At 66.2% G+C, this 20,090-nt stretch carries 24 protein-coding genes and 4 tRNA genes; 22 read left to right on the plus strand and 6 right to left on the minus strand.

Annotation, left to right across the window (positions count from 1 at the left end):
- From AC5IG3_RS14125 to AC5IG3_RS14230, 22 genes are all read left to right on the plus strand, one after another.
- Positions 1-185 (plus strand): ExbD/TolR family protein (locus AC5IG3_RS14125; RefSeq protein ID WP_491906940.1); only part of this gene is annotated, 185 nt, incomplete at its 5' end.
- A gap of 5 nt (positions 186-190) precedes the next feature.
- Positions 191-1,288 (plus strand): cell envelope integrity protein TolA, encoded by a 1,098-nt coding sequence (gene tolA, locus AC5IG3_RS14130; RefSeq protein ID WP_491906941.1) that lies wholly within the window; start codon positions 191-193, stop codon positions 1,286-1,288.
- A gap of 160 nt (positions 1,289-1,448) precedes the next feature.
- Entirely contained in the window at positions 1,449-2,033 is a 585-nt protein-coding gene (locus AC5IG3_RS14135) for a DUF3391 domain-containing protein (RefSeq protein ID WP_491906942.1), read from the plus strand.
- Positions 2,023-2,742, plus strand: coding sequence for an HD-GYP domain-containing protein (locus AC5IG3_RS14140; protein WP_491906943.1), 720 nt, complete (start codon positions 2,023-2,025; stop codon positions 2,740-2,742). Before AC5IG3_RS14135 ends, AC5IG3_RS14140 begins: the two co-directional genes overlap by 11 nt.
- Positions 2,726-5,224, plus strand: a complete 2,499-nt coding sequence (locus tag AC5IG3_RS14145) for a sensor domain-containing protein (protein ID WP_491906944.1) — start codon at positions 2,726-2,728, stop codon at positions 5,222-5,224. The genes AC5IG3_RS14140 and AC5IG3_RS14145 overlap by 17 nt, the downstream gene beginning before the upstream one ends.
- A 48-nt stretch (positions 5,225-5,272) precedes the next feature.
- Positions 5,273-5,357 (plus strand) — tRNA-Leu (locus AC5IG3_RS14150).
- 171 nt (positions 5,358-5,528) lie between these two features.
- A complete protein-coding gene (locus tag AC5IG3_RS14155) occupies positions 5,529-6,797 on the plus strand; it encodes a tyrosine-type recombinase/integrase (protein ID WP_491906945.1) in 1,269 nt (422 codons plus the stop codon).
- Complete coding sequence (locus AC5IG3_RS14160; protein ID WP_491906946.1) at positions 6,794-6,949, plus strand: hypothetical protein; 156 nt, start codon at positions 6,794-6,796, stop codon at positions 6,947-6,949. Before AC5IG3_RS14155 ends, AC5IG3_RS14160 begins: the two co-directional genes overlap by 4 nt.
- Before the next feature lie 93 nt (positions 6,950-7,042).
- Complete coding sequence (locus AC5IG3_RS14165) at positions 7,043-7,675, plus strand: hypothetical protein (RefSeq protein ID WP_491906947.1); 633 nt, start codon at positions 7,043-7,045, stop codon at positions 7,673-7,675.
- Positions 7,676-7,823: 148 nt separating this feature from the next.
- Positions 7,824-8,063: a helix-turn-helix transcriptional regulator gene (locus AC5IG3_RS14170; RefSeq protein ID WP_491906948.1), complete on the plus strand. Its 240-nt coding sequence runs from the start codon at positions 7,824-7,826 to the stop codon at positions 8,061-8,063.
- 70 nt (positions 8,064-8,133) lie between these two features.
- A complete protein-coding gene (locus AC5IG3_RS14175) occupies positions 8,134-8,436 on the plus strand; it encodes a hypothetical protein (RefSeq protein WP_491906949.1) in 303 nt (100 codons plus the stop codon).
- Positions 8,433-8,621 carry a hypothetical protein gene (locus AC5IG3_RS14180; protein ID WP_491906950.1) on the plus strand — a complete coding sequence of 63 codons (189 nt, stop codon included), beginning with the start codon at positions 8,433-8,435 and terminating at the stop codon, positions 8,619-8,621. The genes AC5IG3_RS14175 and AC5IG3_RS14180 overlap by 4 nt, the downstream gene beginning before the upstream one ends.
- Before the next feature lie 271 nt (positions 8,622-8,892).
- Positions 8,893-9,126 (plus strand): hypothetical protein, encoded by a 234-nt coding sequence (locus tag AC5IG3_RS14185; protein ID WP_491906951.1) that lies wholly within the window; start codon positions 8,893-8,895, stop codon positions 9,124-9,126.
- Positions 9,123-9,326 carry a hypothetical protein gene (locus AC5IG3_RS14190; RefSeq protein ID WP_491906952.1) on the plus strand — a complete coding sequence of 68 codons (204 nt, stop codon included), beginning with the start codon at positions 9,123-9,125 and terminating at the stop codon, positions 9,324-9,326. The genes AC5IG3_RS14185 and AC5IG3_RS14190 overlap by 4 nt, the downstream gene beginning before the upstream one ends.
- Entirely contained in the window at positions 9,323-9,565 is a 243-nt protein-coding gene (locus AC5IG3_RS14195; RefSeq protein ID WP_491906953.1) for a hypothetical protein, read from the plus strand. Before AC5IG3_RS14190 ends, AC5IG3_RS14195 begins: the two co-directional genes overlap by 4 nt.
- 1 nt (position 9,566) lies before the next feature.
- Positions 9,567-9,938, plus strand: a complete 372-nt coding sequence (locus tag AC5IG3_RS14200) for a hypothetical protein (protein ID WP_491906954.1) — start codon at positions 9,567-9,569, stop codon at positions 9,936-9,938.
- On the plus strand, positions 9,935-10,234 hold the full coding sequence (locus AC5IG3_RS14205) for a hypothetical protein (RefSeq protein ID WP_491906955.1): 300 nt from the start codon (positions 9,935-9,937) through the stop codon (positions 10,232-10,234). The genes AC5IG3_RS14200 and AC5IG3_RS14205 overlap by 4 nt, the downstream gene beginning before the upstream one ends.
- On the plus strand, positions 10,231-10,455 hold the full coding sequence (locus tag AC5IG3_RS14210; protein WP_491906956.1) for a hypothetical protein: 225 nt from the start codon (positions 10,231-10,233) through the stop codon (positions 10,453-10,455). The genes AC5IG3_RS14205 and AC5IG3_RS14210 overlap by 4 nt, the downstream gene beginning before the upstream one ends.
- The gene (locus AC5IG3_RS14215; protein WP_491906957.1) at positions 10,452-12,677 is read left to right on the plus strand and encodes a bifunctional DNA primase/polymerase; all 2,226 of its coding nucleotides are present in this window, start codon (positions 10,452-10,454) and stop codon (positions 12,675-12,677) included. The genes AC5IG3_RS14210 and AC5IG3_RS14215 overlap by 4 nt, the downstream gene beginning before the upstream one ends.
- A 171-nt stretch (positions 12,678-12,848) precedes the next feature.
- Positions 12,849-13,079, plus strand: coding sequence for a hypothetical protein (locus AC5IG3_RS14220; protein WP_491906958.1), 231 nt, complete (start codon positions 12,849-12,851; stop codon positions 13,077-13,079).
- Positions 13,076-13,891: a hypothetical protein gene (locus AC5IG3_RS14225; protein WP_491906959.1), complete on the plus strand. Its 816-nt coding sequence runs from the start codon at positions 13,076-13,078 to the stop codon at positions 13,889-13,891. Before AC5IG3_RS14220 ends, AC5IG3_RS14225 begins: the two co-directional genes overlap by 4 nt.
- Positions 13,892-14,137: 246 nt before the next feature.
- On the plus strand, positions 14,138-14,359 hold the full coding sequence (locus AC5IG3_RS14230) for a hypothetical protein (protein ID WP_491906960.1): 222 nt from the start codon (positions 14,138-14,140) through the stop codon (positions 14,357-14,359).
- A gap of 783 nt (positions 14,360-15,142) precedes the next feature.
- On the opposite strand, the gene AC5IG3_RS14235 is transcribed toward AC5IG3_RS14230, so the two are convergent.
- The 6 genes from AC5IG3_RS14235 to clpP form a co-directional block, all read right to left on the minus strand.
- Positions 15,143-15,218, minus strand: a tRNA-Gly gene (locus AC5IG3_RS14235).
- 43 nt (positions 15,219-15,261) lie between these two features.
- A tRNA-Cys gene (locus AC5IG3_RS14240) sits at positions 15,262-15,335 on the minus strand.
- Between the two features lie 59 nt (positions 15,336-15,394).
- Positions 15,395-15,470: transfer RNA gene (locus AC5IG3_RS14245), tRNA-Gly, on the minus strand.
- Positions 15,471-15,566: 96 nt separating this feature from the next.
- The gene (lon, locus tag AC5IG3_RS14250; protein ID WP_491906961.1) at positions 15,567-17,981 is read right to left on the minus strand and encodes an endopeptidase La; all 2,415 of its coding nucleotides are present in this window, start codon (positions 17,979-17,981) and stop codon (positions 15,567-15,569) included.
- A 135-nt stretch (positions 17,982-18,116) separates the two neighbouring features.
- A complete protein-coding gene (gene clpX, locus AC5IG3_RS14255; RefSeq protein WP_491906962.1) occupies positions 18,117-19,391 on the minus strand; it encodes an ATP-dependent Clp protease ATP-binding subunit ClpX in 1,275 nt (424 codons plus the stop codon).
- A gap of 75 nt (positions 19,392-19,466) precedes the next feature.
- Entirely contained in the window at positions 19,467-20,075 is a 609-nt protein-coding gene (clpP, locus tag AC5IG3_RS14260) for an ATP-dependent Clp endopeptidase proteolytic subunit ClpP (RefSeq protein WP_491906963.1), read from the minus strand.
- Positions 20,076-20,090: the final 15 nt, after the last annotated feature.

The following is a 20,090-nucleotide window of genomic DNA, read 5'->3' on the forward strand; positions in this document are numbered from 1 at the left end:
AGCGCATCGCGCTCAAGCGCCTCGCCGCGCGCGTGCTCGAAGCCCAGAACGGCGCAGCCAATGCGCCGGTGATCATCTCGGCCGACAAGGGCGTCAAGTACGAGGCCGTGGTGCAGGTGATGGACACGCTGCAGCGCGCCGGCGTGCAACGCGTCGGCCTGTCGGTGCGCACCACCGGGAGCTGAGGCGGATGCCCATGCAAGACGTGATGCGCCGCCCGCCCGCGCCTGAAGGCATGCGCACCGGCGCCGTGCTGGCGCTGATCATTCACGCCGGTCTGGTGATCGCGCTCGCCTACGGCGTGGCCTGGCGCCGCCATGAGGTCACGACCGTCTCGGCCGAGCTGTGGGCTGCCGTGCCGCAAATCGCCGCACCCGCGCCCACCCCGGCAGAGCCGCCGCCACAGCCTCCCGTGCCTGTGAGCAAACCCGTGCCCGTGGTGCCGCCCAAGCCCGCCGCCGTGACGCCCAAACCGGTCACGCCGCCCGCACCACCGCCCAAACCCGCACCACCGCCAGCGCCCAAGCCAGCCCCCGCGCCCGAACCCGCCCGGCGCGATGCCGACATCGCCCTCGAAAAGGCCAAGAAGAAAGCCGACGAGAAAAAGCGCCAGGCCGAGGAAGACGCCGCCGAGCGCAAGGCCCTCGAAGAGCGCGAGGCCAAGAAGGCCGCCGCCAAGAAAGCCCAGGCCAGGGCCGAGGAAAAAGAGAAAGAACGCGCCAAGGAGAAGGCGGCCGAGAAGGCCAAGGAAAAAGCCGACCAGAAAAAGCTTGCCGACAAGAAGGACGCCGAGCGCAAGAAGGCCGAGCGCGATGCGGCGGACAAGGCCGCAGAGAAGGCCGCCGAAAGAGCCGCCGAGAAAGCCGAAAAGGCCGACAGCGCCCGCACCGCCCGCCAGCGCGAAGCCAATCTGGAGCGCCTCAAGGGCCAGCTGGGTGGCGCCGGCAGCGGCTCGGGCGAGGCCGCCGGCAACGGTCCGGCGCAGTCCAGCGGCCGCGCGGCGCAGTCGGCCGCGCCATCGGCGGGCTACGAAGGCCGCATCCGGGCGCGCATCCTGCCCAACATCGTCTACACCGGCCGCCTCAGCAGTTCGGCGGTGGCCGAGGTCGAGGTGCGCGTGGCCAACGACGGCACCATCGTCGGCAGCCGCCTGCTCAAGTCCAGCGGCACGGCCGACTGGGATCAGGCGGTGCTGCGCGCCATCGAGCGCACCGAAATCCTGCCGCGCGACATCGACGGCCGCGTGCCGGCGGTGATGGTGCTGAGCTTCGACCCCAGCAAACGCTGAGCAACTTGTCACACTTGCGCCCGGGCGACGGCGTCCAGGCGGGTGGCTCCGCCTGATCGGACTCAAGCCGGCAAAGTCGGCTCCGATATGACTTGCAAACCCGGCACACCGCCGGGTGTCTCTGCAAGCGAGTCCGATGAAGCACCCCGACAGCCCCCAGATGGCAATCGACGTTGACGCGTTGCGGCCGGGCATGTTCGTGCAACTGGAGCTGGGCTGGCTGCAACACCCGTTTGCGCGCAACCGCTTCAAGTTGGAGAACGCCCAGCAGATCGCCCGGCTGCGCCAGCTGGGCGTGCGCGAGGTAATGGTCTGGCCCGGCCTGAGCGATGTGCAGGCCTTCGAGCCCACCACCATTGCCGCCTTCGACGACATCGACCTCGCCTGCGAAGCCGAACTGCATCAGCCCGCCGCCGCTGAAGCCCCCCTTCCGCCAGCGCCGCCCCAGCTCACCCGCCGCGCCGCGCTGCTGGTCCAGCGCGACAGCTTTCAGCGCAGCGAACGCGCCCACGCCCACGCCACCCGCCAGTGGCTGAACGTGACGCGCGACGCCGTCAGCCAGCCCAAGCAGGCCTTTGCTGCCGCGCAGACGCTGGCCAGCAGCTTCGTGACTGAAATGCAGGGCGATGACGACGTGACCTTGCGTGTGCTGACCGAGGCTGCCGGCACCGCTGCATCACAGCACGCCGTCAACGTGACCGTGCTGGCGCTGATTGCTGGCGCGCAAGCTGCAATTGCCCCCTGAGCAGTTTCAGGCCGTGGCGGTGGGCGCGCTGATGCACGACATCGGCAAGCTGATGCTGACCGACCCTCTGCGCAACGTCGACCCTGCCAACAGCGCGCTGGTGCTGCGCGAGCGGCACGAGCACGTCACCCAGGGCGTGCGGCTCGGCATGAGCATGGGCATGGATGCGCAGGTGCTGCGCGTCATCGCCCAGCATCATGAGCTGCACGACGGCTCGGGCCTGCCGCGCGGCCTCAAGGGCGAAGAGATCACGCTACCGGCGCGTATCGTCTCGCTGGTCAACCTGTACGACCGGCTGTGCAACCCGCACCCCGGCCAACTCGCCCGCACGCCCCACGAGGCTCAGGCTTGGCTGTTTGCGCAACGGCGCGGCCAGTTCGACGCTACCGTCATGACCGCCTTCATCAAGCTGATGGGGGTGTATCCGCCCGGCTCGGTGGTGGAACTCAGCGACGGGCGCTACGCCCTGGTGGTGGCGGTCAACGGCGATCACGCCCTCAAGCCCAGTGTGCTGGTGCACGACCCGCGCGTGCCGCGCGAAGAGGCGCTGCTGCTGCATCTGCACCTGCAGACCACGCCCGGCATCCGGCGCAGCGTGCACGCCCAGCACCTGCCACGCGCCACGCTGGACTATCTGGCGCCCCGCGAACGCGTGCTGTGCTACTTCGCCCACGGCTTGCAGGGAGCGGCGCATGACCACGCCGCTTGAAACGCCCCTGATCACCGCGCTGCAGCCAATGCTGGACGCGCTGCTGGAGGCAGCCTGCCTGATCGAGGCACCCACGCTGCGCGTGCTGGCCGTCAACCCCGCCGCCTGCACGCTCTGGGGCCTCAGTGCGGTCGAATTGCTGAGCCGCAGCGCCGAAGACCTGGCTGCCACGCCCGAAGACCAGTTGTTCTGGTGGCAGGCGCACGACGCCGGGCTGCATTCGGACACGCTGATCCTGCACAGCGACGGCACGGTGCGCGAGGTCGAGCGCCGCATCAGCGCCCTCACCCTGACCAACGGCCAGCGCGCCTGGCTGCTCTGCCTCTCCAGCCTGGAGCCGCAGCGACGCGCCGAAGCCGAACTGCAGCGCCTGACCACCGAGCTGGGCGCCACGCTCGAATCGACCCACGACGCCATCCTGACCACCGACCTGAGCGGCGCCGTGCGCAGCTACAACGGCGCCTTTGCGCGGCTGTGGGAACTGGCACTGAACGATGGCACGGCAGCCCTGCCCGAAGCCGACATGCTGGAAACGCTGGCGCAGGCCATGGCCGATCCGGCCAATTACCGCAGCCAGCTCGGCCAACGCCAGGCCGAGTTGCAGCAATCGAGCATCGAATCCCATGCGGTGCGCCCCCATTCGCAGTGGCCCACACCGACCAAGCCACGCTTTGCCACCGACCGCCTGCAACTCGCTGACGGCCGCACGCTGGAGCGTCGCCTGGTGCCGCAGTACGGTCGCGGCGGCGCCGTGGGCTGGTTGCAGATCTGGCGCGACCTGACCGAGCAGTTGGCCGATCAGGCCCGGCTGCAGATCGCCGCCCAGGTGTTCGAGGCCAGCCTGGACGGCCTGATCGTCACCGACGCCCAGCACCGCATCGTCGCGGCCAACCCGGCTGCTGCGCGCCTGGCCGGCCGCAGCGCAGTGGCTCTGGCGAGTGAAACGCTGCAACACCTGCTGGCAGAAACCGACGCCTCCGGCCCCTGGCCGGAACTGCTGGTGCGCGTGCAGGAGGATGCCCACTGGCAAGGCCCGCTCACGCTGCAAGGCACCGAAGGCCCGACGCCGGTGCAGGCCACGCTGATCGAATCGCAGGGTGGCACCGCCGGCAGCGGCTGTATCGTGGTGCTGCGCGACCTGCGCGAGCGCATCGCCCAGCAGCAGCAGTTGCGGGAGTTCGCGCTCAAGGACACGCTCACGGGCCTGGCCAACCGGACCCGGCTCGAACAGGTGGTCAAGCAGCAGATCCAGCATGCGTCCGCCCACGGCCAAGGCCTGGGCGTGCTGCTGATCGGGCTGGACCGCTTCCGCAGCATCAACGACAGCCTGGGCCACGAAGGCGGCGATCAGGTGCTGATCGAAATGGCGCGCCGCCTGAACGCGACACTGCGCACTGGCGACACCCTGGCACGCGTGGGCGGCGACAGCTTCGTCGTGCTGCTGCAGGACGCCGAGGCCGAAACCGCCGAGCGCACCGTGCGCCGCCTGCTGACCGCACTCAACCAGACGCTGGACGTCTGCGGCGTGCGGCTCGACCTGAGCGCCAGCGCCGGCATCGCCCTCTACCCCGCCGACGGCCGTGACAGCGACGAACTGCTGATGAACGCCGGCCGCGCCATGCAACGCGTCAAGCAACGCAACGGCAGCGAGCTGCGCTTCTGCTTCTACCAGCCGCGCATGAGCGTGGACATGCTGTCGCGCCTCAAACTCGACCACGCCATGCGCCTGGCGCTGCGCCAGAACAGCTTCCGGCTGCACTATCAGCCACAGATCAACCTGAAAAGCGGGCGCGTGACTGGCGCCGAAGCGCTGTGCCGCTGGTATGACGCCGAGTTGGGCGAGATCTCGCCAAGCCGGTTCATTCCGCTGGCCGAGGAAACCGGCCTGATCGTCGAACTCGGCCACTGGGTGCTGGCCGAAGCCGTGCGGCAGGCCGCACAGTGGCGTGAGCAGGGACACCCTCTGCCGGTGTCGGTCAACGTGTCGATGCTGCAGTTCCAGCAGGGCGACTTTGTTGCACGGGTCGAATTGCAACTGCGCCAGCACCGCCTGCCGGCGCACCTGCTGGAGTTGGAGTTGACCGAGAGCATTCTGATCGGCGACCTGGACGAAATCCTGCTGCAGTTGCAGGAACTCGCCGCGATGGGCGTGCGGCTGGCGATCGATGATTTCGGCACCGGCTACTCCAGCCTGCGCTACCTCAAGCGTCTGCCCATCCACCGCCTCAAGATCGATCGCAGCTTCGTGCAACGCCTGCCCGAAGACCGCAGCGACGCCGCGATCACGCAAACCATCGTCGACCTGGCGCGCTCGCTTCAACTCACGGTCGTGGCCGAGGGCGTCGAGACGCCGGCACAGCACGAGCATCTGGCCGGTATCGGCTGCGACGAATTCCAGGGCTTCCTGTGCGCCCCCGCCCTGCCCGCCGCGCAGTTCAACGAATGGAGGGGCACGCAGTCGTGGCAGCAGATGCTGGCCTGAACCGATCTGCACATGACGCACCGCAGGGTATGTAAAAATACAGGTAGTGCGCCTGTGGCGAAATAGGTAGACGCAAGGGACTTAAAATCCCTCGACGCAAGTCGTACCGGTTCGATTCCGGTCGGGCGCACCAGCCCAGGCATTCACAACCCCCCACGACCACGCAAGCCCCTAGAGAAATCAACGCTCTAGGGGCTTTTTTTCGTTCACGTCCAGTCACGAAGCGCCACGACTGCGCGGCTTATCATGTGGGCAATCCGTAGGGCAAAACGCCTACCCTCAAGCCGAGCCGGGGGATACCCACATGCTGATCGATGCCGATTGCCGTAATGCCACCTGCCCACCCGAAAAGCGGTGCGTCCGCCTGACCGATTCCGGCGGGCTGTTCCTGGAAATCACGCCCAACGGATCGAAGCGCTGGTTCTGGCGCTACGTCATCGGCGGCAAGACCCGCGCCATGCCGCTGGGCAGCTACTGCAAGCCGGCCAGCAAGGACGTGGTGGTAAGCCTGAAGGCCGCCCGCACAGCCCGCGATGACGCCCGGAAGGTTCGCCAGTCCGGCACCGACCCGCTACAGCAACGCCAGGTCGAGAAGCTGGCCGCCAGCACCAGCAACGCCACCACCTTCGAGGCTGTCGCCCGCGAGTTCCACGGCACCAAGCGCAGCGCGTGGAGCGACAACCACGCCGCCCATTGGCTGCGCGCCGTCGAGAAAGACCTGTTCCCCTGGCTGGGCACGCTGCCGCTGTCGGACGTGTCGGCCCCCGTGCTGCTGGATGCCCTGCGCCGCGTCATCAAGCGGGGGGCCGTGCGCAGCGCCCACGACCTGCGCGAGTGCGCCGGGCAGGTGTTCCGCTATGGGATCGCCACGGGCCGGTGTGAGCGCAACCCGGCCACCGACCTGATTGGCGCCCTACCGCCGTTCGTCGAGAAGCACATGGCCGCCGTGCTGGAGCCGGTGCAGGCCGGCGCACTGCTGCGCGACATCGACGCCTACGCTGGCCAGCCCGTCACCCGCGCTGCGCTGGCGCTGTCTGCCCTGGTGTTCCAGCGGCCCGGCAACATCCGAGCGATGGAGTGGGCAGAGGTCGACACCCAGGCCGCGCTGTGGACCATTCCGGCCGACAAGATGAAGCGCACCGTCCACGGCAAGGTCAACGGCCGGCCGCACCTGGTGCCGCTGGCGCCGCAGGCCCTGGCGATCCTGGAAGACCTGCGCCCGCTGACCGGGCATGGCGTGTTCGTGTTCCCGTCCCTGCTGACCGGCGAGCGCTGCATGAGCGAGAACACCATTCGCGCCGCCCTGCGCCGCATGGGCTACACCAACGACGAGATGACCGCCCACGGCTTCCGGGCGATGGCGCGCACCCTGATCGTCGAGCGCCTGCCGGGCATCAGCTCCGACGTGATCGAAGCCCAGCTCGCGCACGGCAAGTCCGGCCCGCTTGGCATGGCCTACGACCGCGCCGAATTCATGGAGCAGCGCCGGCTGATGATGCAGACGTGGGCGGACTACCTCGACCGGCTGCGCGAGGGGGCCCAGGTGCTGCCGTTCAAGGAGAAGGCAGCGTGAGCGAGATCCCGAATCCCCCTGATTACCTCGCTCCACTGGCTGAGTGGGAGGCCTATCGGTCGCTGCTGATTGAGCAGTTCAAGAACGACCCTGGATTGACTGGCGCGCTGGCTGACGCGGATGGCGTAATCGAGAGCATCAAGGGTGCCTGACAATCCCCCCTGCCGCGCCTAGGCTGATCCCCGAACCCCAGGCGCCCCACCTGGCTGGCGCGGCATCTTCGGTGGGGTTGCATTGGGGAATGCATGGCGCCACCACACTTCACGACGAATCCACTCGCCGACGGCTGCGGGCGCTACTGGGCACATTCCGCGCACCTACCGATTGAGGAAGTGGTCACCTACTGGTGTGAGGCATCGGGCTTCACGTCGAACCACTGCCGTGCAGGCAAGCGCGCGGCGATTTGTGCTGCCATTGATGCGGGTCGAGTTGGCTTTGCGCGAACAGACGGGAAACCCTTTGCCGATCCTGCGCACGAACTGGCGGCGCGCGGGGTGTTGCTTGTGGAGCGGGCGTCGTTTGATGCGTGGGCCGCTGATGAGTTCGGCGAGGCATCGCCGGCACCACAGCCGGCCCGCGCCACCATCGAAGCCCAGGCCGCAGAGCTTGACCGCCTGCGCGCTGCGCTGGCCGCGACGAATGCCGAGCTGGAGGCGCTGAAGGCCGCCCAGGTGCTTGCTGCTGGTGACACGCCCGGCCGCCGATGGACTGTCGACGCCCTGGCTGAACTGGCGCAATACCGAGAGCAGCACGGCACGAAGGCCGCCGCCGAGTGGGCGGCCATCACCGAACAGCGCGTTCGTCAGTTGCTCCCGGGCGAGGCTGCGCGCCCCGCCGCGCCGACTGCGAATAACCCATTCCCCGCCCGCAACAGGTAGCGCAAGGGCTTGCGGCCCTCTTGCGCAAGCCCTTGCGCCATGGAGGCTCCGCCATAGAGCGCCCAGGCCGCAACCCCCCTATTGCGGTTGACCGCAACCCGGCTTGCGTCGTGACAGTGCCCCCACTTTCAACAAGTGGAGTCCGCACATGCACCCCGAAGCCGTCGCCACCGCGCCAGTCCGTCGCCTGCACATCCAACCTGCCGAGGCCATTCAAGACCCTGACGCGCTGTTGAACCTGCGCACCGCGTCGGCGTTGACCGGCCTGAGCGAATCCAGCCTGTACCGTCGCGCCACTGCCGGCGAGCTGAAGTTGATCCGGCTCGGTGCCCGCTGCACCCGTGTCCGCGCTGGCGAGCTGCGCCGCTTCCTGGCTTCGCTGGGCTGAGGTGCAGGCCATGCAGATCACCACCCCAGAAACAAGAAAGGGCCGCCGCGTTACCAGCGCGACGACCCCCATGCAGACCGACGACGATCCTATCCCGGATCGTGCCCCGCTGCACGTCACGCCGCGTCACCGCCGCCTGCTGCTGGCGCTGCTGGACGGCCCACAAGCCCGCGAAGACGTTGATGCCATCGTCGGTGCCAGTAACGGCCCGGACGAGGTGCTGCGCGCCCGCAAGCGGTTCGGCCTGACGATCCCATGCGAGCGCCGCGCCGGCTTCGACCGCGACCGCCACCGCGTCGAGTTCGGTATCTACAGCCTGACGACCACCGACCGTGCGAAGGTGCGGGAGCTGCTGGCGGGGGCCGCGCAATGAGCGAGCACACCCCCCGGCCTGTCGACCTGGTTGAACTGCGCGACCGCATCGCCATTGCCGCGATGCAGGCCATCCTGGCCGGCGAGCGGTATCCGATGCCCAGCCAAATGCAAGCGTGCGCGATGCTGGCCTATGAGGCTGCAGACGCCATGCTCAGGGAGAGGGCCGCGCATGAACACGCTTGACACCACTGCCTGCCTGCGTGGAAACTCGCGCTGCCGCTGCACATCAGCGGTGCGGGATTGGCGTCCCGGTGTCTGGCGCAGTAGCCGCGCCTCAACGCGGCTTTTTCACATCCTCTCGGACGTGCTGTGCAGCATGGTCAGCTTCTATGGCGGGCCGTGTGGGGGAGCCGCAAGGCTCGCCGGTCCAGACCCGGTACGCCAACCCTGCACGGTCCGCCACCCCCATTGGCGTGGGGGCGGCGGGTTCAAACCCTGTCGTCTGGAGCCCATCATGGCTGACACCCCCACCGCGCCCGCATCGGGCCGCGCGATCCTGCGCCTTCCCGCGCAACCTTCCCCCCGTCCTTCCGTCCCCAGCGAGTACGCCCGCGCCTTCATGCTGCGCCTGGCTCGCACGCTGGCAGAGCGCAACGCCACCCGCCGCGCCCTGCGCCGTGCCGAGCTGCGCGCCCGTGCCTATGCCGCCATCGCTGCTGATCGTCTGAATCGTGGGGGTGCAGCATGACCACCACCGAACGCGACCTGCTGGCCGAACTGAAGGCCGCCCACACCATCATCCGCAACGCCCTGGCCGTGATGACGACCGAGCAGAAAGTGCGCTGGGGCGTGCTCAACGACCGTGACGGCGTGAGCGGCGAGGGTGTCACCCGCGCCAATGAGCGCCTGGTGCTGATCGAGCGGATCGAGCAAGGCGGTGCAGCATGAGAAAGCACACCCCCCTGATGAAGACCCTGCGCCAGTGGCAGCCGCTCAACACCGAGTTGGCCAACCTGGCGGCTGACGGCTCGCTCGAGCTGATGACGCTCAGTGCCGCAGAGCTGGCCAGCGTGCGCGCTCAGGCGTTCGACCTAGTGCAGGCGTTGGACGCATGGAGCGCCACGCACCGCCCGCAGGCCGCAACCAGCGCCAGCAGCACCCCCACCCTGAATACCGAAAGCGTCTGACATGACCGACAAGAAACAGGCCGGGAACACCCCGGCCGAGGCCGCTGCATTGCCTGCCGCAGTCCAAAACCTGCGCAACACCATCATCGACATGGAGGCGATGGCGACAAGCGCCTTGGACGAAATCGCCGCGCTGGCCAACATGATGTTGGATCGCCTAGAAACGCCTGCTGGCTACCGTCATCCCGAGGTCATCGCCTTGGCGCTTGAAGCGATTTGGAGCCGCGCACAGATGGCCAGCAGCGCTGTCAACTATGAGGCCGAGCAAGCAGGCGCGAACGACACCAACACCCGCTTTCATCGCCGGCTCGATGCCCGATGCAAGTACCGCGAGGAAGAGGATGCGCAGGCGAAGAAGGCGGTGCAGGCATGAGCGCCACCGACAACGCCACGCAGGCCGCGCCGCCCACTGCCAAGCTCTGCAACTTCGGCATCGCCGCCGCCCTGTCCGTTGACACGACCGACACCACCGACAACTTGGTGTTCGATGCCATCTGCCTAATGAACGCCGGCATGGCCGCGCTCGATGCGCTGGTTGACGAAGTGGCAGCCGACAACCGCCCCTACGACTCGCTGATGTGGTCAGCGGTCTACCTGCTGCGGCAGGCGCACGCCATCATCAATGTGGCAGCGAGCACCAGCAGCACGAAGAAGGAGGTGCAGGCATGAGCGCCGCCTGCCAAGAGGCTGCGCGCCGCATCGTAGAGGCCAGCGAGAACCCAATGGCGCCGCTGGTGGCGTTGGTCGGCCCATCGCGCGCACGCCACATGATGTTCACCCGGATCGATGCCGAGGAGCACCTAGGCCGGATCGATGCCGACGAAGCCCGAGAGCAACGCGCACGCATTGATGAGCTGATCGCAGCGTTTGGGAAGGGGGGCCGAGCATGACCGCCCCCTACGCCCTGGCGCACGCCCTGGCCTACGCAGGTATGGGCCTGCCTGTGCTGCCACTCAAGCCCGGCGACAAGGCGCCAGCCACCGCGCACGGCTTCAAGGACGCCACCACCGACCCCGCCACCATCAGCGCCTGGTTCACAGCGGCGCCCAGCGCCGGCGTGGGCATCCACCCAGGCGGCGCTGGCCTGCTGGTGCTGGACGTCGACGACAAGGACGGCAAGGACGGGTCCGGCGAGCTGGTCAACATCGAGGCCATGCACGACGAGCTGCCGCCCACGCTGGTGCAGCGCACGCCATCCGGCGGCCGGCACCTGGTGTTCTGGTTGCCCGAGGGCCTGGCCATCAGCAACCGCAACCTGTCGCCATGCATCGACGTGCGCAGCGCGGCCGGCTACATCGCGGCGGAGCCCACCCGCCTGCCGCATGGCACGTACCTGTTCGACGACTGGGACGTGCTGGCCGGCGAGATGCCCGACATTGCCCAAGCGCCCGCGTGGCTGGTGGAACTGCTGACCGCTGGTGCTGGTGAACGTCAGCGCAGCGATGCGCCCGCGCCCGCCACCCAGACGCAGCAGGTCGACCCGCGCACGGTGGCCGAACTGCGCAGCGCGCTGAATGCGCTGGATGCGGACGACTATCAGGCCTGGATCGACAACGGACACCGCCTGAAGGGGCTGGGCAACGTGGGCCGCGAGCTGTGGATGACCTGGAGCCAGCAGAGCAGCAAGTACAGCCCCATCGAGGCCGCAGACAAGTGGCGCGGCTTCACTCCCAGCAGCACGGGCTATGCGGCCGTGTTCAAGGCCGCTCAGGCTGCGGGCTGGGTCAATCCGGCCAGCAAGGGCGGGCAGTTGGTGGCGGCTGATGAGGCCGGCGTCTACCGCCACCTGTACGCGGCGACTGCAGCGCGGCAAGCTGGCCAGCGTGACGCAATCCCCTACTACGCTGATGGCGGAGGCGTGGAGTACTTGCCAGAAGAAGGGCCGCACCCGCTGGCGCAGTTCGTTGACCTGGCCGCCGAACCCGCCGCGCCGCGCTGGGTGATCCCTGGATTCATCGGGCACGGCCTGGTCATCATTGCCGGCGCGCATGGTGCGGGCAAGACCACCGCGTTGTTGCCGTTGGCGCTGGTGGCTGCAGGGCTGCACCCGCCCGCTGATCCGCTGGCGCCGCTGCACTGGCGCCGCGTGGTCTACGTCACTGAGGACGTTGAGCAGGCCCGCCGCATCCTGGCTGGTGTCCTGAGCCACGGCCACCACTACAAGCCGCCGATTGACCTGGTGCGCGACCGCCTGCGCCTGGTCGAGGCCCGCCGCCTGCCGCCGCCCGATGTGGTCGAGGTGGCGCCGGCTTATGACGCGCTCGCCCGCATCGTCGACGGCGTGGACATCAAGCCGCTGGTGGTGCTGGACACGAAAAGCGCCGTGCTCGACCTGGACGAGGAGAACAGCAACAGCGAGGCCAGCGCCGCCGTGGCGCTGCTGAAACAGCAGTTCGCACAGATGCCGGTGTGGCTGGTGGGACACGTGGCCAAGGCCAGCTTGAGCCGCACGGAGGTCGTGAGCCTGTCGGCGCGCGGTGCGAGCGCGTGGGAGGCAGACGCCAATCAGGTGCTCTACCTGGTCACGGAGGGCGAGCAACGCTATCTGGTGCGCGGCAAGACCCGGTTTGAAGCGCGCTGGCCAGAACTGGAGATCAAGACCTTCACGGCCATGACGACCGCCCGCAACGAGTTCGGCGGCGTGGAGCCGGTGACGCTGCGCTGGACGCACCCGGCGCCGCCCGAGGTGCCGCGCTTCGAGGCCCGCGCAGAGGCGCAGGAACAGGCCCGCAAGGACGCTGCGGCAGAGCTGAGGGACGAGATACGCCACCACGTGCAAATCGCTTGGCAGGGCGGGAACCCGCTCAACCGAGCCGGCGTCAAGGCGAAGGTGAACCGCCGCGCCAGTGAGGTGGTGGACACCATCGAGAACCTGTTGTCGGAGATGTGGTTGTTCGAGGTGAGCGTGCCCCTGAAAGAGCGCGCCAACAGGAACCGCACCGCCTTCCTGGTCAACCTGACGACCGAGGAACACGACGCTGTGAGGGGTGGCGCACCCCTGCCGCCTGAGCTTCTGGTGATCCCGGCGACGTGGAAAAAGCAGCCTGTTGTTGACGTTCCCGAGCCGGGGCCGAAAACCGTCCCCGAGGTGGAAATTGACGCCGCCACCTGACCGCCACACATGGCGTTCCCGACATGGCGTTCCCCTTAAGGAAAAAAACATGGGAACGACCGGCGGGGGCTTTGATTGCCCCCCGCCGCTTCGTCCATTCCCGAGGGAGTGGGAACGCCCCGGAACGACCGGGAACGACCGGGAACGCCACCCCCAAACGGAGCGCCTGACATGACCCCCCACCGCCGCGACCTGGTGCAACTGCTGACCCGCCCCAAGAGCTGCGCCACCTGCGCCCACCGCACCCCGCACCAGACCTGCGGCGAGCCATCGGCGGCGGGCCTATGCCCACCTGACCGCTATCCGCTGTGCTGGTGCTGCCATGTGCCCGAGGGCGGCGCGCAGTGCCCGGCGTGGACGCTGAAGGCATCCCAAACAGACAAGCAAGGAATCCCATCATGACCAAGAACTTCGACTTCAACCCCGCCAGCATCGACCTGGTGAACGCCGCCGCGCGCGACATGCTCAACCTGGCAGAGCCTGACGGCGGCTTCTCTATGCCGGTCCTCGTATGGATGATGGTTCGCACCTGCACCACGGGCAAACAGGTGGGTGGCATCGTGCTGTACCCCGAAGAGCTGACCGAGACCCGCGAGCGGCTGGGCAAGCTGCTGGATGTGGCCACCGCAGGCGGCTGGCGCGGCATGGACTTGCTCGACACCCTGATGAGCAAGGGCGTGGCATCCGACCGCCTGGAAGCCCTGGCACGCAAGGCCGGCGCCTACTGCGACAACTGCCCCGAACTGCTGCACGAGCTGTTCACGGAGTTGTTCGGCCCGGACGCAGCGCAGCACGTGGAGCGACGCCCCAGCAACCGACCACAGCCTGAGGTGCTGCGACCCGTCAAGCCCGTGGTGACGCTGCGCAGGCCGATGGCCGGGCACTTCAAGAAGGCCATGGCAGACGACGGAGAAGAGCACTACGTCATGACCCCTGAGGCGACGCTGCTCACAGTCGCCCAGCACGGCTATGACCCTGCCGAGGCGCGCGACTGCCGCGACGGCGGCGACGCTGCCCGCAAGATGGTGTCAGCGGTGCTCAAGGCCGCAGACGAAGCCGGCTACAGCCGCACCAAGGCCCTGCGCATGATCTTGACCCAAGGCCCCTACGGTGTGGAGACGATGGCCGCTATCGAGCACCTGACGGGCGAATGCGGCGTGGATGTGATCGTGCGCGGTCTGCGGGCGGTGGGCGTCAAGTTCGGGGGGCTGTGAGCATGACCAGCCCCTTTGCCAGCTTCGGCGCGCTGCTGCTGGCCGCGCTTGAGTCCGAAGCCCAGTTCACGCCAGCCGAGTGCGCCCTGATCCGCCCCGTCCTGGCGCCCGACCGCTGGCACGGCATGTTGCACGCCCTGGCCGGCTCGCCTGACCCGCCTGAGCCTGTCAGCCCCGGCCCTGTGCTGCGGCACGTCTGGGCTGATGAACGACCTGAGATTTCAACCACCCACCCGGAAGCCCCCTATGAAAATGCACCACTTCACCAAGTCAACCACTCGCGGAGTCAGTGAGCTGCCACACGACAACATCATCAATATGAACGGCTTGATGCTCGACGACTTCAAGAAGATTCACGGCGGCGACTTCTGCGCGTTGCCGGACAAGTGGCACCCGGCGAAACCGGGCTTTAGGCCCTACCGGCTGGGCGATGGAACTATCGTGGGCGTGCGCGATGAATCGGCCTGAAACCCGCGCCGCTGCTGGGCTGGCGCCAGAGCCTGCCCCCCCCCTGAGAGCAGCGAAGTTACGGCCAAAGTTACGCGCGCAACCCGCACTGAGCCGACGTAACCAGTGATCCACCCCCATGCCCCAGCGCAGTGATGCACGGGGCTTTTCTCATTGGGCGACTGGGTTGCGGAACAACCGGAACACCTGCGGGCCGTTTCCGAACGCGGCGGTTTCTACGCAAAGTACGCACCCTGGCGACCTGGATGTGATCCGCTGAGAAATGCTGAGGTACGGGCCGCCGGGTTTCCGTAGTTTCCGAAGGGGTGCCGAGAACTTGTCAAAACTTGTCATCGCCGCCGCTGGGTTTCCGGCGTTTCCGACACCCTGGCGCCTGGTCACGAAAAGTCACGTCACAAAGTCCGCACCCTGCCGGATTGGTTCGCCAAAACGGGCGAGCGGATCTCGGCGACGCCTGCCCAGGTCGAGACCATGAGCGAGTTGTTCGCCCTGCACGACCAGCAGCGCCGGCTGTGCAGCCGGGTCGAGTACGTGCGGGCGAGGGAGTGGGCGCGGAGGGGGTAGCGCACCCGATCCTGTGGGTATTCCGTGGGGTAATTTCTAGCCATCCAGAACCGGACCCAGCATTTATGCGGGTTTCCGGCTGGTGTTCGATTCCGGTCGGGCACCAGAATCGCACAAGTCCCAAGTGAATCAAGCACTTGGGACTTTTTGTTGCCTGAACGCGCACAAGCGCAGCAGAAAACAAAAAAGCCACCCAAGCAAGTTGGGTGGCTTTTTATATGGAGCGGGATAAGAGACTCGAACTCTCGACCTATACCTTGGCAAGGTATCGCTCTACCAACTGAGCTAATCCCGCAGGAATATTTTTTTATCCTGAGTCAAACCACCAACGTAGTTTTTGGAGGCGCGGAGTGGAGTCGAACCACCCTAAACGGATTTGCAATCCGCTGCATAACCGCTTTGCTACCGCGCCACCGGTATTTCCGGCGATTCAATCAACAGAAAGCTTTGTCAAACTTTCTTCACTAAAACTGGAGCGGGATAAGAGACTCGAACTCTCGACCTATACCTTGGCAAGGTATCGCTCTACCAACTGAGCTAATCCCGCATTGACTCCTGCAGAAAGCAACTTGTAAATTGATTTTTTACCGAGAACAAGAGTATAGGCTACTTCCGTTCTCGTGCGCAAGTGTCAATCGCAATTTCAGTGCTTCGTCGCCTCGACCACGACCGGGGTCTCGACGGCTTTGGGCGCTTCAGGCTTGGGTTCCTCTTCGGGCAAGGGCTGCGGCGGACTCACCAGCGCGATCTCCAGCACCTTGTCGATCCACTTGACGGGAATGATCTCAAGGTGGCTTTTGACGTTCTCAGGAATGTCCTGCAAGTCCTTGGCGTTCTCTTCCGGGATCAGCACGGTCTTGATGCCACCCCGGTGCGCCGCCAGCAACTTCTCTTTCAGGCCACCGATTTCGGTAACCTGGCCGCGCAGGGTAATTTCGCCGGTCATGGCCACATCAGCACGCACGGGAATACCCGTCAGCGCCGACACGAACGCCGTGGTCATCGCCGCACCTGCGCTTGGACCGTCCTTGGGCGTGGCACCGTCAGGCACGTGGATGTGGATGTCGCGCTTCTCGAACATCTCGTCCTTGATGCCCAGGCGGGCCGCACGGCTGCGCACCACCGTACGGGCTGCCTCGACCGACTCCTTCATCACATCACCCAGCGAACCGGTGCGAATGATGTTGCCCTTGCCGGGCATCACGGTTGCTTCGATCGTGAGCAGGTCACCACCGACTTCGGTCCATGCCAACCCGTTAACTTGGCCAACTTGGTTCTGTTTCTCGGCCTCACCGTAGCTGTACTTGCGCACACCCAGGAAATCGTTGAGGTTCTCGGCCGAGATCACCACCTGGCCTTCGTACTTCTTGAGCGCCAAGCCCTTGACCACCTTGCGGCAGATCTTGGAGATCTCGCGCTCCAGCGAGCGCACACCCGCTTCGCGTGTGTAGTAGCGGATGATGCCGCGGATGGCGTCCTCGGTGACGTCCATCTCGCTGTCGAGCACGCCGTTGTTCTTGCGCTGCTTGGGCATCAGGTAGCGCTGCGCGATGGAGACCTTCTCGTCCTCGGTGTAGCCCGACAGGCGGATCACTTCCATACGGTCCAGCAGCGCCGGCGGAATGTTGAGCGAGTTCGATGTCGCCACGAACATCACGTCCGACAGGTCGAAATCGACCTCGGCATAGTGGTCGGCGAAGGTGTGGTTCTGCTCGGGGTCGAGCACCTCCAGCAGCGCCGATGACGGGTCGCCGCGGAAGTCCATGCCGAGCTTGTCGATCTCGTCGAGCAGAAACAGCGGGTTGCGCACGCCGACCTTGCTCAGGCTCTGCAGCACCTTGCCCGGCATCGAGCCGATGTAGGTGCGGCGGTGGCCGCGGATCTCGGCTTCGTCGCGCATGCCACCCAGCGCCATGCGCACGAACTTGCGGCCCGTGGCGCGCGCCATGCTCTGGCCGAGCGAGGTCTTGCCGACACCCGGAGGGCCGACCAGGCACAGGATCGGCGCCTTGACCTTGTCCACGCGCTGCTGCACCGCAAGATATTCAAGGATGCGTTCCTTGACCTTGTCGAGGCCGTAGTGGTCTTCGTTGAGCACCTCCTCGGCCAGCGGCAGGTCGTGCTTGACCTTGCTCTTCTTGGCCCAGGGCAGGTTGATCAGCGTGTCGATGTAGTTGCGCACCACCGTGGCTTCTGCCGACATCGGCGACATCAGCTTGAGCTTCTTGAGCTCGTTCTCGGCCTTCTTGCGCGCTTCCTTGGACATGCGGGCGCCGACGATCTTCTTCTCGAGGTCTTCGAGATCAGCACCCTCTTCGCCTTCGCCCAGCTCTTTCTGGATCGCCTTGACCTGCTCGTTGAGGTAGTACTCGCGCTGGCTCTTCTCCATCTGGCGCTTGACGCGACCACGGATGCGCTTCTCGACCTGCAGGATGTCGACTTCGTGCTCCAGCAACTCCAGCAGCTTTTCCAGCCGGGTCGCGATCGGCACCATGTCCAGGATCGCCTGCTTGCTCTCGAGCTTGAGCGGCAGGTGCGCGGCGATGGTGTCGGCCAGGCGGCCAGCATCATCGATGCCGGCGATCGAGGTCAGGATCTCGGGCGGAATCTTCTTGTTGAGCTTGACGTACTGGTCAAACTGCTGCGTCACGGCGCGGCGCAGGGCTTCGATCTCGGACGAAGCCACGTCGGGCAGCGGCACAGGCGAGACTTCGGCGGTGAAGAACTCGCCGCTGTCGTCGATGCTGCGCGTGTTGGCGCGCTGCAGACCTTCGACCAGCACCTTGACGGTGCCGTCAGGCAGCTTAAGCATCTGCAGGATGCTGGAGACGCAGCCGGTCTCGAACATGTCCTCAGGCTTGGGCTCGTCCTTGCCGGCGGCCTTCTGCGCCACCAGCATGATCTGGCGGCCGGCTTCCATGGCCGCTTCAAGCGCCTTGATGGACTTGGGCCGTCCCACGAACAGCGGGATGACCATGTGCGGAAACACCACCACGTCGCGCAAGGGCAACAGCGGCAGGGTGATCGGATCAGGGGGGAGGACGGGGTGACCGGACATCGGAAAACCTCTCTTTCTGCGCTCCATGTAGGAGCACGGTGCGGAAATGCAAGAGCAGCGACGCGCGTCAGATCAATCTAAGTCCTTCGGCGCGGCTGCCGGGCGGATGGTTTTGACACCATCCGCCGCCCGCACTCAGGCGCTGGCCTTGGCCTGCTCGCGGTAAACCAGCAGGGGCTTGGTGTTTTCTTCGATGGTGTGCTCGTCGACCACGACCTTGGCCACGCCGTCGAGCGTGGGCAGATCGAACATCGTGTCCATCAGCGCCTGCTCGACGATCGAGCGCAGACCGCGCGCGCCGGTCTTGCGCTTGAGCGCCTTGCGAGCAATCGCCGACAGCGCCGAAGGCCGCATCTCCAGCTCGACGCCGTCCATGCCCAGCAGCTTCTGGTACTGCTTGACCAGCGCGTTCTTGGGCTCGGTGAGGATCTGCACCATCGCGTCCTCGGTCAGCTCGCCCAGGGTAGCGACCACCGGCAGGCGGCCGACCAGCTCGGGGATGATGCCGAACTTGATCAGGTCTTCCGGCTCGATCTGGCGGAACACCTCGCCGATGCTGCGCTCCTGCTTGCTCTTGACCGAAGCGCCGAAACCGATGCCCGATTTCTCGGAGCGGTTGGCAATCACCTTCTCCAGGCCGTCGAACGCACCACCGCAGATGAACAGGATGTTGGTCGTATCGATCTGCAGGAAGTCCTGGTTCGGGTGCTTGCGCCCGCCCTGAGGCGGCACTGATGCCATCGTGCCTTCGACCAGTTTCAGCAGCGCCTGCTGCACGCCTTCGCCCGAGACGTCGCGGGTGATCGACGGGTTGTCGGCCTTGCGCGAGATCTTGTCGATCTCGTCGATGTAGACGATGCCGCGCTGAGCGCGCTCGACCTCGTAGTTGCAGTTCTGCAGCAGCTTCTGGATGATGTTCTCGACGTCCTCGCCCACGTAGCCGGCTTCGGTCAGCGTGGTGGCGTCGGCGATCACGAACGGCACGTTCAGCAGACGCGCCAGCGTCTGCGCCAGCAGCGTCTTGCCGGAGCCGGTCGGGCCGATCAGCAGGATGTTGCTCTTGGCCAGTTCCACGCCTTCGCCCTTGGGCGTGTCGCCGATGTGCTTGAGGCGCTTGTAGTGGTTGTAGACCGCCACCGCCAGCGTGCGCTTGGCGGTGTCCTGACCGATCACGTACTGGTCAAGAATGGTCTTGATCTCGGACGGGATCGGCAGATCACTGCGCGTGACCTTGGCGCCAGCGGCATCCACGGGCACTTCATCGCGAATGATGTCGTTGCACAGCTCGATGCATTCATCGCAGATGAAGACCGAGGGGCCGGCGATCAGCTTCTTGACCTCATGCTGGCTCTTGCCACAGAACGAGCAGTACAGAATCTTTTCGCCGGAAGAGCCTTTTTTCTCGGGCATGGGGTGCGACCTGGAATCAGAGAGAGAAATGTAAGTTCAGGACGCCGGCCAGACATTGCGCCAACGCCTGCCGGATCAGGAACGTTTGCTGATCACCTGGTCGATCAGGCCGTAGCTTTGCGCTTCGGTCGCCGACATGAAGTAATCGCGTTCGGTGTCGTTCTGGATTTTTTCGAGCGGCTGCTTGGTGCGCTCGGCCAGGATGCGGTTGAGCTGCTCGCGGGTCTTGAGGATCTCGCGGGCATGGATCTCGATGTCGGTCGCCTGGCCCTGCGTGCCGCCCAGCGGCTGGTGGATCATGATCTTGGAGTTGGGCAGCGAGAAGCGCTTGCCTTCGGCGCCTGCGGCCAGCAGGAATGCGCCCATGCTGGCGGCCAGGCCCATGCACAGCGTCGACACCTGCGGCTTGATGAACTGCATGGTGTCGTAGATCGACATGCCCGCGCTCACGCTGCCGCCCGGCGAGTTGATGTAGAACGAGATGTCCTTGTCCGGGTTCTCGCTTTCGAGGAACAGCAACTGCGCGACCACCAGATTGGCGGTGGCGTCATTGACCGGGCCGACGAGGAAGATCACCCGCTCGCGCAGCAGGCGCGAGTAGATGTCATAGGCGCGCTCACCGCGGCCGGATTGCTCGATGACGATGGGCACCATGCCCAGGTTTTGCGTGTCGAGTGCGCTCATGCGTGTAAGTCTTCT

Origin of the sequence: Leptothrix sp. (in: b-proteobacteria), from assembly GCF_965250675.1 — a bacterium.
In the GTDB taxonomy this organism is placed as follows: domain Bacteria; phylum Pseudomonadota; class Gammaproteobacteria; order Burkholderiales; family Burkholderiaceae_C; genus Sphaerotilus.